The sequence below is a fragment of the Dyella silvatica genome (genome assembly GCF_026283955.1).
In the GTDB taxonomy this organism is placed as follows: Bacteria; Pseudomonadota; Gammaproteobacteria; order Xanthomonadales; family Rhodanobacteraceae; genus Dyella_C; species Dyella_C silvatica.
On the sequence record NZ_JAPDPE010000004.1, the window covers coordinates 34,659 to 48,538 of the forward strand.

Consider the following 13,880-nt stretch of genomic DNA (forward strand, 5'->3'; position numbering starts at 1 on the left):
CAGCCATGTCGAAGATCGCCGAAATTCTGCCACTGGCGCCCCTGCAGCAAGGATTGCTGTTCCACGCGCTGTACGACGAACAGGCTGTGGATGCTTATCACGTTCAAATGATCTTCGAGCTGGTCGGAGCGCTCGAGCCGGAAGCCTTGCAGGCGGCGGTACATGCGCTGCTGCAACGGCATGCCAATCTGCGTGCGGGCTTTATCCATCAAGGACAGGATCAACCGGTCCAGATCATTCCGCGCGATATCACGGTGCCGTGGCAGTTCGTCGATCTGTCCGCGCTGGACCAGGTCGCGCAACAAGATAAATTGCAGCGCGTGCTGGACAAAGACAACCAGCAACGCTTCAACCCGGCGCGTCCGCCGCTGCTGCGCTTTACCTTGATCCGGCTGGACGCCCAGCGGCACCGGCTGGTCTTTACCCATCATCACATCCTGCTCGACGGCTGGTCGATTCCGATCTTGCTGGAAGAGTTGTTCACCCTGCATCGAAGCGGCGGCGACGCCTCGGTGCTGGCACCGGTTACGCCGTATCGGGAGTACCTGGCCTGGATCAAACGACAAGATCCGCTAACCTCGCGCCAGGCCTGGCGCGACTATCTCGACGGCCTGGAAGATCCCTGCCGCCTGGTCAGCAACCTGGCGGCCAGCGCGCCGCCCACGAAAATTTTCAGCCTTCACCTCTCCGAGGCACTGACCGATAGATTGACCCGGCAGGCGCGCCGCCATCGGCTTACCGTCAACACCTTGGTGCAGGCGGCCTGGGGTCTGTTGATTGGCCGCCTAAGCGGCCGCAGCGATGTAGTCTTTGGCGTCACCGTTTCCCATCGCCCCGCCGAGCTTCCCGGGGTGGAGAACATGGTCGGCATGCTTATCAATACGCTGCCGATGCGCTTGCGCTTACAGCCCGGGCAGACCTTGCTCAGCCTGTTGCAGCAGCTGCAAGAACAACAGTCCAACCTGATCGAGCATCAACACCTCAGCCTCAGCGACATCCAGCGGGCTATTGGCCTGGGCGAGTTGTTCGACACCCATGTCGTTTTCGAAAACATGCCGGTCGGCCAGCTGACGATTGACCCAAGCTCGACCGATGCAAGCCAGGCACATGCAGCCTCCGCTAGCCGTTTGCAGGTGGAAGACCTCGGTGGCGAAGGCGGCGACCGCACCCACTACCCGCTGGGCCTGTGCGCCATTCCGCGCGCCGCGCTGGAACTGCGCCTGGGCTATCGCCCCGATGCCTTCGACCGCGCTGCCGTCGAAGTGATCGCCCAGCGCCTGCAAGGCCTGTTCGAAACCCTGGCCGACGATCTGGATCACCCCGTCGGCCAGATCAGCGTGCTGCGCCCCGACGAGCGCAGCCGCCTGCTCAGCACCTGGAACGACACCGCCCAGCCGCTGCCCGCCGCCACCTTGCCCGAACTGTTCGAAGCGCATGCCGCTTCGCCGAGCACCGCGCTGATCTTCGAAGGCCAGTCGCTTAGCTATCAGGCCTTGCATCAACAGGCCAACCGGCTTGCCCATTACCTGATCCAGCAAGGCATCGGCCCTGAGCACATCGTCGCCATCGCCTTGCCGCGTTCGCTGGAACTTATCGTCGCCTTGCTCGCCGTGCTCAAGGCCGGTGCCGCTTATCTGCCGCTGGACCCGGACTACCCGGCCGAGCGCCTGGCCCTGATGATCGAGGACGCCCAGCCGGCTGTTGTCCTCAGCTTTGCCGAACCAGCCCATAGCTTGCCGTCGTCGCTGACGCGCTGCCTGCTGGATGCCGCCGAGGTGCAGACAGCGCTTGCCGCGATGCCGTCGACAAACCCGACCCAGGCCGAACGGCTGCAGCCGCTACAGCCGGCGCACCCGGCCTATCTCATCTACACCTCCGGCTCCACCGGACGCCCCAAGGGCGTGGTCATCGCGCACCACGCCATCGCCAACTATCTGCGCTGGGATCGTCAAGCTTATTACCAGCACGGCGAAACGGCCCAGGGCGGTTCGCCCACGGTCTTCTCGATCAGCTTCGATGCCGGTATCACCACCGTTTTCGGTGCTTTGATCGCCGGTCAGCCGCTGACCGTCTTGCCGGCCGGCGACGAGGTCGAGCGGCTGGGCAACGGCCCCGCTGAGGCCGTGCCGTATACCCTGGTCAAGGTCACGCCTTCGCATCTGAAGCTGATCAATCAAAACCTGCAAAGCAGCCTGGCGGCCAGCCCGACGCAGACGCTGATGACCGGTGGCGAGGCGATGGTTCCGGCCGATATCGCCTTCTGGCAGCAACGCTTTCCTGGCGTGCGGCTGGTCAATCACTTTGGCCCCACCGAAACCACCGTCGGCTGCGCCACCTTTGAGATCACCGACGACGTCAGCACCGCGCACAGCATTCCGATTGGCCGTCCGATCTGGAACGCCCAGTTGTATGTGCTGGATGCGTCCTTGCAGCCGGTACCGGAGGGCGTGCCCGGCGAGTTGTATATCGCCGGTGCCGGCCTGGCCCGGGGTTATCGGCAGCGGCCTGAGCTGACCGCCGAGCGCTTTGTCGCCAACCCGTTCGGCGAGCCCGGCAGCCGCATGTATCGCACCGGCGACCTGGTGCGATGGTTGCCCAGCGGGGTGATCGATTACCTCGGGCGCATCGATCATCAGGTCAAGATCCGTGGCTTCCGCATCGAGCTGGGCGAGGTCGAGGCGCGCCTGAAACAGCGGCCGGCGGTCGAGCATGCCGTGATCATCGCCCGCGAGGATCATCCGGGGCAGAAGCAGCTGGTCGGCTATGCCGTCGCCGCCGCCGGGCACACCCTGGACCCGGCCGCCCTGCGACGCGAACTGGCCGAGCAACTGCCCGACTACATGGTGCCCAGCGCCATCGTCGTACTGGCGGCGCTGCCGCTGACGCCCAACGGCAAGCTGGATCGCAAGGCGCTGCCGGCGCCGGATTTTTCCTCGGCGGATCGGCGCGCCCCGCGCACCCCGCACGAAGACATCCTCGCCGGCTTGTTCGCGCAGGTGTTGCGGCTGGACGCGATCGGTATCGACGACAGCTTCTTTGATCTCGGCGGCGACAGCATCAGCTCGATCCAGCTGGTCAGTCGCGCGCGCAAGGCCGGCTTGCTGCTCAAGCCCAAAGATATCTTCCTGCATCAAAACGTCGCCGCCCTGGCGGCGATGATCCAGCCGCTGGCAACGGCAACGGTGAGTGACGATGTCGCCATCGGCACCATCGCGCCCACTCCGGTGATGCGGTGGTTTCTCGAACGCGGCGCGGTCGCCGGCCCGAGCCAGCCCAGCATCAAGCGACTGCTTAAGCTGCCGGCGGATATCACCGCGGAGCCATTGACCGCCGCGCTGCAAGCCGTACTCGATCATCACCCGATGCTGCGGCTTCGCGTAAGCACGCTGGCCGCTGGCCGTGACTGGCAACTCGACATCCCCGCCGCCGGAGCGATTCAAGCATCCGCATGCCTGCAGCGTGTCGACATCGCCAATCTCGATCCGCAGCAATGCCGTCAACGCATGCTGGAGGCCAGTCAGGCATCCGCAACGCAACTGCATCCCGAGCAAGGCATCATGCTGCACGCCGTGTGGTTCGATGCGGGCAGCGAGCAGGATGGCCAGCTACTGCTGTCGCTGCATCGGCTGGTGGTGGACGGCGTCTCCTGGCGCATCCTGATTCCGGATCTCACCGCCGCCTTGCAGGCCATTCGCGCGGGCCAACGGCCGGCACTCGATCCATGCGGCACCTCGTTCCGGCGCTGGACCCAACAGCTGGCCGCCGAGGCCGGCTCGGCACAACGGGTGGCCGAACTGCCGTTGTGGCAACACATGCTCGCTGCGCCCGGTGGACTAAACGTGGCAGGCACAGCGGCTGCCTCAGCCGTTGCCACACGCGCCATCAACAGCTTCCAGCTGAAGCTGCCCAGTGCCATCACCAGCGATTTGCTGACCCGCGTACCCACGCTATTCAACGCGCGTATCAATGAAGTGCTGTTGACCGCTTTCGCCCTGGCCTTGTCGCACTGGCGCCAACAACGCGGCGGCCACGGGCAGACAGCCATACGCATCGGCCTGGAGGGTCACGGTCGTGAGGATATTTTTGAAGGCGTCGATCTATCGCGCACGATCGGCTGGTTTACCAGCCAGTTTCCGGTAGCCATCCATCCCGGCCTGATCGACCTGGAGCAAGCCTTCAGCGGTGGCGCCGCTATCGGCAGCGCGCTCAAGGACATCAAGGAACAACTGCGTGGCATACCCGGTCGCGGCCTCGGCTATGGCTTGCTGCGTTACCTCAATCCGGCAACCGCGGCAGCCCTGCCCGACTCGATCGCGACGCCTTATGGCTTCGCCTATCTGGGTCGGCTGACGGCGGCCTCGGCAGAAGAGGCCGGCCCGCTGCTCGACGACGAAGCACTGGCGATTACCCGCTCCAGCGCGGCAGACCTCGACCTGCTGGTCGCGCATGACCTGAGCTTGAACGCGGTCACCTTCGACCAAGCCGATGGCCCCGAACTCAATGCCATCTGGCAATGGACGGAAGAACAATTCGCCGAAGCCGACATCCGCGAGCTGGCACAAACCTGGTTTGTAGCGCTGGAGGCTTTGGTTACGCATGCCAGGCTGCCGCAAGCCGGCGGCTTCACGCCATCGGACCTGCCGTTGGTCACGCTTAATCAGGCCCAGATCGAACGACTGGAGGCGCAACACCCTGCATTGAATGACATCCTGCCGCTGTCGCCGATGCAGCAAGGCTTTTTGTTCCGCACGCTGTACGACGAACGCGAACAAGGCACCTATACCACCCAGCGCGTTTTCAATCTAAGCGGCCCCCTGGACCCGGAGGCCCTGCGCGCAGCGGCCTGGGCGCTGCTCGAACGTCACCCGAACCTGCGTGCCGGCTTTGCCCATGAAGGCCTTGAGCAGCCGGTGCAGTTCATCCCGCGCGATGTCACGCTGCCGTGGCAATACATCGACTTATCGGCACTGCCGCCAGAGCAGCGCGAACGCGAACGGCAAGACATACTCAGCGCGGATCACGCGCGCCGTTTCGATCCGGCGCAACCGCCGTTGATGCGCTTCACCCTGGTGCGGCTGGAAGCGACGCAATACCAGCTCATCCATTCCGCCCACCATGTACTGATCGACGGCTGGACATGGTTGATCCTGCTCGGCGATCTGATCGATCTGTACAAGAGCCGCGGCGATGCTTCCAAGCTGCGCCCGGTCACGCCGTTCCGCGATTACCTCGCCTGGATCAAGCAGCAGGATCGCGCCGCCGCGCGCGCCGCGTGGACGCAGTACTTCGATGGCCTGGAAGAGCCAACCCTGGTCGCTCCCGGCGCATCCAGCATCGGAGCCATGCAGGAATCGTTGACGCTGAGCTTGTCGGAGCAGTTGACCGCGGCGATTCAGCAGAAAGCGCGCCGCCTTGGCGTCACTTTGAACACCTTGGTGCAAACCGTTTGGGGCCTGGGCCTGGGCAGTCTCACCGGGCGCCACGATGTGCTGTTCGGCATCATCGTGGCCGAGCGTCCAGCCGAGTTGCAGGCCGCCGAACAAATGGTCGGCCTGATGATTAACGCCTTGCCGCTGCGCTTGCAGTGGACACCCGGCGAAACGCTGCCGGAGCTGGTCACGCGGGTGCAGGAGCAGCAAGTACGCCTGCTTGAGCACAACCATATCGGGCTGATCGAGATTCAGCAGATCGCCGGACTCGGCGAGTTGTTCGACAGCCATATCGTGTTCGACAACTATCCGTTTGACCCCGAAGAACTGGCCACCCGCGAGCAAGGCCTGCGGGTGGAGTTCAACGGCGGCCAGGGCGGCACCCGCTCGCACTACCCGCTGGGTCTGTGGGCCAGCTCCGGCAAGCAACTACAGCTGCAATTGGGTTACCGGCCGGACCTGTTCGAGCGCCGCACGATCGAACATTTCAGCCAGCGTCTATGGCAATGGTTTGAAGCCTTTGTCGAAGAGACCGCACGACCGCTGGGGCACATCGGCCTGCTCACGCCGGTCGAACGCCAACAGCTGCTGGGCGATTGGAATCCGTTGGCCGCACCGGTCGCCGAAGCCACCGTGGTGCAGCAGTTCGAGCAGCAGGTGCTGCAATCGCCCGACGCTATAGCGCTGGTATTCGAGCAGACCGAGCTCAGCTATCGGCAGCTCAACGAGCGCGCCAATCAACTTGCACATCACCTGATCCGGCAAGGCATCGGCCCCGAGCAGATCGTCGCCATCGCCTTGCCGCGTTCGCTCGAGATGGTGGTCGCCCTGCTGGCCGTGCTCAAGGCCGGTGCGGCGTATTTGCCGCTGGACCCCGACTACCCGATCGACCGCCTCAGCTTTATGGTCGAGGACGCCAAGCCGCTACGCATGCTGACCCTGCGCGAGCTTGCCGCCCACTTGCCGCCGAGCACCGCGCTGTTGCTGGACGATGTCGCGGTTCGCGTAGCCGTCACTGCGTGTCCGACCAGCAACCCGACCGACCGCGACCGCCTGCAGCCGCTGCATAGCCGGCATCCGGCGTATGTCATTTACACCTCCGGCTCTACCGGCAAGCCCAAGGGCGTGGTCATTCCACACCAGAACGTCACCCGCCTGATGGCCAGCACGCAGGACTGGTTCCACTTCAGCGCGAACGATGTCTGGACCCTGTTCCATTCCTACGCTTTCGATTTCTCCGTGTGGGAATTGTGGGGCCCGCTATTGCATGGCGGACGTCTGGTGGTGGTGCCGTATCTCACCAGCCGCTCACCGACCGACTTCCTCAAGCTGCTGGTCGAACAACGCGTCACCGTGCTCAACCAGACGCCCTCGGCGTTCTATCAGTTGATGCAGGCCGACCGAGAACAACCGCAGCTCGGTCAGCAATTGTCGCTGCGCTGGGTGATCTTCGGTGGCGAAGCGCTGGAACTGGCGCGCCTGCATGACTGGTACGAGCGGCATGCCGAAGACAGCCCGCGACTGGTGAATATGTACGGCATCACCGAGACCACCGTACACGTCACGTTTGTCGCACTGGATCGCGAAAGGATTGCCGCGCGCAGCAATAGCCTGATCGGCAAACACATCCCCGATCTGCAGGCTTATGTATTGGACTCAGCACTGCAACCGCTGCCGGTCGGCGTGGCCGGTGAGTTGTATATCGCCGGTGAGGGTCTGGCCCGTGGTTATCTAAACCGTCCGGCGCTGAGCGCCGAGCGCTTTATCGCCAACCCGTTCGATCCGAACGGCCGCCGCATGTATCGCACCGGCGACGTCGCGCGCTGGTTGCCGCAGGGCGAGCTGGACTTTGTCGGCCGCGCCGATAGCCAGGTCAAGATTCGTGGCTTCCGCATCGAGTTGGGCGAGATCGAAGCCTGTTTGATGCAGCAGCCGTCGGTGGCCCAGGCCACGGTCATCGTTCGCGAAGATCAGCCCGGGCATAAGCAGCTAGTCGGTTACCTGGTTCGTGCGGGCGCCGAAGTCATCGAGCGAAATGCCCAGCGCGAAGTCGAGCAAGTCAACGAATGGCAGTTTCTCTACGACAAGGTCTATAGCGATAAAACCTTTGTCGCCTCCGAAGAGGATTTCCGTGGCTGGCTTAGCAGCTATGACGAACAGCCGATTGCCGAAGCAGACATGCGCGAGTGGCGCGAAGCCACCATCGCACGGATTCAGTCATTGCAGCCCAGGCGCGTGCTGGAAATCGGCATCGGCTCGGGCCTGATTCTGTGGAAAATCGCCCCGCACAGCGTCGCCTACTGGGGTACTGATTTGTCGGCGGCGGCAGTGCAGACGATCAGGGAAAAGGTCGCCGCCAGCGCCACCCTGCCGAGCATCGTCGAGCTGCGCAATCAGCCCGCCAACGATTTCAGCGGGCTGCCGACGGGCTTCTTCGACACCGTCATTATCAACTCAGTCATCCAGTACTTTCCGAACGCGACCTATCTGCTGGATGTCATCCGGCAGGCCATGCGTTTGCTGGCGCCTGGCGGCCGCCTGTTCCTCGGCGATATCCGCAACCTGCAGCTACTGCGCTGCTTTGCGACGGCGGTGGCGTTGCACAAGGCCGATGCCGGCGATGACACCGCGCAGCTGCAACGGATGATTGCGCAAAACCTGAGCATGGAACGGGAGCTGTTGCTCGACCCGCGTTTTTTCACCGCGCTGCAAACCAGCAGCGACGATATCGGCGCGATCGACATTCAGTTGAAACGCGGCCGCGCGCACAACGAGCTGACCCGTTACCGCTATGACGTGGTGCTGCATAAGCATCCCGCCGCGGTGAGCCCGGCAACCCCGTCGGTGCAGCTGCAATGGAGCCACGACCTCGCCAGCCTTGCATCGCTGCGTGAGTATCTGTCGGCCGAGCGGCCATCCAGCCTGCGTATCAACGGTGTACCCAATGGCCGCATCATCGGCGACGTGCATGCCATGCTGCGCTTGCAAGATGGCAGCGTGGCGCAAGCCAAGCAGCAGTTCGATATCGATGCCGCGACCACCCAGGGTATCGACCCGGAACATCTGTGCGACGTCGCCGCCTCGCTGGGCTACCGCAGCTGGCTGACCTGGTCGGGCAAGCCGGATGGACGACAGTTCGACGCGGTCTTGATGCTTGCCGAAATCAGCGGCAACGGCAGCATGGCCGGGCTTTATACGGCTAACGACACGGCGAACACTCCGTTGCTGGCTTACGCCAATAATCCAGATGCAGGCAGCGACACCCGCGCCTTCATGCTCGAATTGCGCCATCAGCTATCCGAACAACTACCCGACTACATGGTGCCTGCCGCCCTGGTCGTGCTCGATGCGCTGCCGTTGACCATCAACGGCAAGCTGGACCGCAAGGCGTTGCCGGCACCGGACTTTGCCTCCACCAGCAAGCGCGCTCCGCGTACCCCGCAAGAAGAGATCCTGGCCGGCCTGTTCGGTGAAGTCTTGGGCCTGGAAACGGTGGGCATCGACGACAGCTTCTTCGACCTGGGTGGCCATTCGCTGCTGGCCACGCGCCTGGTCAGCCGTATCCGCTCGACCCTGGACGTCGAACTGCCGATCCGCGCCCTGTTCGAAACCCCCACCGTCGCCGGCCTGGCCGAGCAATTGGGGATGGGGCACACCGCCCGCTCGGCGCTGCGGCCGATGCCGCGACCCGAGCGTATCCCACTGTCGTTCGCCCAACAGCGCCTGTGGTTTCTGCATCAGTTCGAAGGCCCCAGCGCGACCTACAACATCCCGCTAAGCCTGCGACTGGACGGGCAGCTCGATACCGGCGCACTGCACGCGGCATTGAACGACGTGCTGCTGCGCCACGAAAGCCTGCGCACCATTTTCAACGACGATGAAGACAACGGCGGCGCCTGGCAAAGCATTCTCGACCCAGCCGCGGCGCGCTTGAGCCTAGAGACCATCACCGTCAGCGAAGCCGGTCTCGATGAAGCGCTGCGGCAGACGGCTGGCTATAGCTTCGATCTGGCGCATGAGATGCCGATCCGCGGCTGGCTGTTCCGGCTCGGCCCGAGCCGGCACGTGCTGCTGTTGCTGGTGCATCACATCGCCAGCGATGGCTGGTCGTGGACGCCGTTGTTCCGCGATCTGAATATCGCTTACTCCGCACGCCTTCATGGGCAGGCGCCTGGCTGGGCGCCACTGCCGGTGCAGTACGCCGACTATGCGTTGTGGCAACGGCAATGGCTGGGGCATGAATCCGACCCGGACAGCGCCATCGCCACGCAGATCGCTTACTGGAAGCAGGCACTCGCTGACCTGCCCGAACAGCTCAACCTGCCGCTTGACCGAGCGCGCCCGGCGCAGCCCAGCTTTCAGGGGCATCGGGTAGCGCTGCATATCGATGCACGCCTGCATGCACGACTGTCCAAACTGGCGCGCGACCATCAAGCCAGTCTGTTCATGGTGCTGCACGCAGCGATCGCGGTGCTGCTGTCCAAGCTCGGCGCCGGTGACGATATTGCCGTGGGCACGCCGATTGCCGGACGCACCGACGATGCGCTCGACGACTTGGTCGGCTTCTTCATCAACACCCTGGTTTTGCGCGCCGACACCTCGGGCAACCCCAGCTTCGAGGCCTTGCTGGCGCGCGTGCGCAGTCACGACCTGAGCGCCTATACCTATCAGGATCTGCCGTTCGAACGGCTGGTCGACATACTCAACCCGCCGCGCTCGCTGAATCACCATCCGCTGTTTCAAGTCATGCTGGTGCTGCAGAACAATGCCGCCGCCGAGATGAGCCTGCCCGGCCTGACGCTGACGCCGGAATCGCTGGGCCATGGCATCGCCAAATTCGACCTGACCTTCGGCTTTTTCGAAAGCCGTGCCAGCGACGGCGTGCTGCGTGGCATGGATGGCTTTATCGAATATGCCAGCGATATTTTCGATCGCGCCACCATCGAGGGTTTTGTCCAGCGGTTGTTGCAGCTGTTCGAAGCGGTTGCCACCGATGCGACGCAGCCGATTGGCCAGATCGACCTGCTTACACCCGCCGAACGGCAACAGCTGCTGGCTGATTGGAATCCGCTATCGGCACCGGTCGCCGAAGCCACCGTGGTGCAGCAGTTCGAGCAGCAGGTGCTGCAATCGCCCGAAGCGGTTGCGCTGGTGTTCGAAGACAGCGAGCTCAGCTATCGGCAGCTCAACGAGCGCGCCAATCAGCTTGCGCATCATCTGATCCGGCAAGGCATTGGCCCCGAGCAGATCGTCGCCATCGCCTTGCCGCGTTCGCTCGAGATGGTGATCGCCCTGCTGGCCGTGCTCAAGGCCGGTGCGGCGTATTTGCCGCTGGACCCCGACTATCCGATCGACCGCCTCAGCTTTATGGTCGAGGACGCCAAGCCGCTACGCATGCTGACCCTGCGCGAGCTGGCCGCCCACTTGCCGCCGAGCACCGCGCTATGGCTGGATGAGGTCGCGGTTCGCGAAGCCATCGCCGCTTGCCCCGTGAGTAATCCGACCGACCGCGACCGCGTGCAGCCGCTGCATAGCCGGCATCCGGCCTATGTCATTTACACCTCCGGCTCCACCGGCAAGCCCAAGGGCGTGGTCATTCCACACCAGAATGTCACCCGCCTGATGGCCAGTACCCAGGACTGGTTCCACTTTGGCGCGAACGATGTCTGGACGCTGTTTCATTCCTACGCTTTCGATTTCTCCGTGTGGGAACTATGGGGGCCGTTGTTGCATGGCGGTCGTCTGGTGGTGGTGCCGTATCTCACCAGCCGCTCGCCGGCCGACTTCCTCAAGCTGTTGGTCGAACAACGCGTCACCGTACTCAACCAGACGCCGTCGGCGTTTTATCAATTGATGCAGGCTGATAGGGAGCAACCGCAGCTGGGTCAGCAATTGTCGTTGCGCTGGGTGATCTTCGGTGGCGAAGCGCTGGAACTGGCGCGCCTGCATGACTGGTACGAGCGACATGCCGAAGACAGTCCGCGACTGGTGAATATGTACGGCATCACCGAGACCACGGTGCATGTGACGTTTGTCGCTTTGGACCGTGAACGGATTGCCGCTCGCAGCAATAGCCTGATCGGCAAACACATTCCCGATCTGCAGGCTTATGTACTGGACGCGGCACTGCAGCCGTTGCCGGTTGGCGTGGCCGGCGAGTTGTATATCGCCGGTGAGGGTCTGGCCCGTGGTTATTTAAACCGTCCGGCGCTGAGCGCCGAGCGCTTTATCGCCAATCCGTTCGATCCGCACGGTCGCCGCATGTATCGCACCAGCGACGTCGCGCGCTGGTTGCCGCAGGGCGAGCTGGACTTTGTCGGCCGCGCCGACAGCCAGGTCAAGATTCGTGGCTTCCGCATCGAGCTGGGCGAGATCGAAGCTTGCCTGATGCAGCAGCCGTCGGTGGCTCAGGCCACGGTCATCGTTCGCGAAGATCAGCCCGGGCATAAGCAACTGGTCGGTTATCTGGTCGCCGCCACTGGACAGACCCTGGACGCCGCCACGCTACGGCGCACGCTGTCCGAACACCTGCCCGAGCATATGGTGCCTGCCGCCCTGGTCATGCTCGATGCCTTGCCGCTGACTACCAACGGCAAGCTCGACCGCAAGGCACTACCCGCGCCGGATTTCGTCGCTGTCGGTTATCGCGCGCCACGCACCCCGCAAGAAGAAATGCTTGCCAGCCTGTTCGCCGATGTATTGGGGCTGGAACGGGTCGGCATCGACGACAATTTCTTCGACCTCGGCGGCGACAGCATCCACTCGATCCAATTGGTCACCCGCGCGCGCAAAGCGGGTTTGACCATCACCCCGCGACAAGTCTTCGAACGTCAAAGCGTCGAGGCTTTGGCCAGCGTCGCCGTCATGGCCGATAGCTCGTGGAGCCGCGCCAACGATGTCGCCATCGGCAGCTTGCCGGCCACACCGGCGATGCAGCGCTGGCTGCCATCGCAGGCGGTTGCGGCTAACGCCTCCAGCGGCAAGCATCGACTACTACAGGTACCGGCCGAGCTGAGCGCCGAGCAGCTGAGCGATGCGCTGCAGGCACTGCTCGATCATCACGACATCCTGCGCCTGCAGGTACAACGCAACGCCCCCGACTCGGCATGGCAGCTGCATATACCGCCCGCAGGCAGCCTCAGCACCACCTCGTGCCTGCAGCGCATCGATATCGACGGCCTGGATGCCACCGCCCTAGCGTCGTGCATCGCCGCGGCCGGCCACGCCGCCGATCAACGCCTCGCACCGGCCGATGGGGTGATGCTGCAAGCGGTCTGGTTCGATGCCGGGCGCCGGCACGCCGGACGTCTATTGCTGATCCTGCATCACCTGGTGGTGGACGGCGTGTCATGGCGCATCCTGCTGCCTGACCTGGTCTCTGCCTGGCAGGCGATACGGGCCGGACAAGCCGTCCAGCTCGATCCGGTCGGCACCTCGTTCCGGCATTGGGCACAGCGTCTTCAACATGAAGCCAGCAGCGCACGGCGACTGGCCGAGTTGCCGTCGTGGCTGCAAATCCTGCAACAGCCCGACCCCCTGCTGTCGTCGCGCCCGCTGAGCGCCGCGCTCGATACCGTAGCCACCAGCGCACAGCTCAGCCTGAGTTTGCCCAGCAGTCTTACCAGCGCGTTATTGACGCGCGTCCCGGCGCTGTTTCATGCCCACATCAACGATGTATTGCTGACCGGCTTCGCCCTGGCGGTCGCCGCCTGGCGTCAACAGCGCGGCCAGACCAGTTCGCTGGGCGTGCGGCTGGATCTGAAAGGCCATGGCCGCGAAGACATCGCCGAGGGGCTCGATCTGTCGCGCACTGTCGGCTGGTTCACCAGCGTCTTTCCGCTGTGGTTGGACCCTGGCGCCATCGATCTGGCGCAGGCGATGGCCGGCCATGCCGATCTGGGTCAGGCTCTTAAAAGCATCAAGGAGCAACTGCGTGCCCTGCCCGACAACGGCATCGGTTTCGGCTTGCTGCAACAGCTTAATCCCAGTACCGCCAAGACCCTGGCAGGCTTGCCTTCGGCGCAGCTGTGCTTCAACTACCTGGGACGCTTCGACGCATCCAGTACACACGCCTGGATGCCGCTGGCCGAGGCCGACGATCTCGGTGGCAGCACCGATCCGCAGTTGCCGCTGCCCCATGCCATCACCCTCAACGCCATCACTCATGAGCGCGAACACGGCCCTGTGCTGAGCGCCAGCTGGTCGTGGGCGCAGGCGTTGTTCAGCGAGACCGAGATCCGTCAGCTCGGCCAGCTTTGGTTCGATGCGCTGCACGCCCTGGTCGCGTATGCCGAACAGCCTGGCGTGGGCGGCTCGACCTCGTCGGATCACCCCTTGGCGGAAGCGCTTCCGCAGTCGGAGATCGAGCTTTTGGAATCGATGTTTTCGCAAATGTGATTTTAGGTTGCTCATTCGAACAAGCATTCCATCGAATTATTGAAAGAGAAAATC

General features: G+C 63.6%; 1 protein-coding gene. It reads left to right on the plus strand.

Features of this window, described 5'->3' with window-relative positions; all coding sequences use genetic code 11:
• Nucleotides 1–5 precede the first annotated feature (5 nt).
• Complete coding sequence (locus OUZ52_RS01690) at nt 6–13,826, plus strand: non-ribosomal peptide synthetase (protein WP_266156573.1); 13,821 nt, start codon at nt 6–8, stop codon at nt 13,824–13,826.
• Nucleotides 13,827–13,880 lie beyond the last annotated feature (54 nt).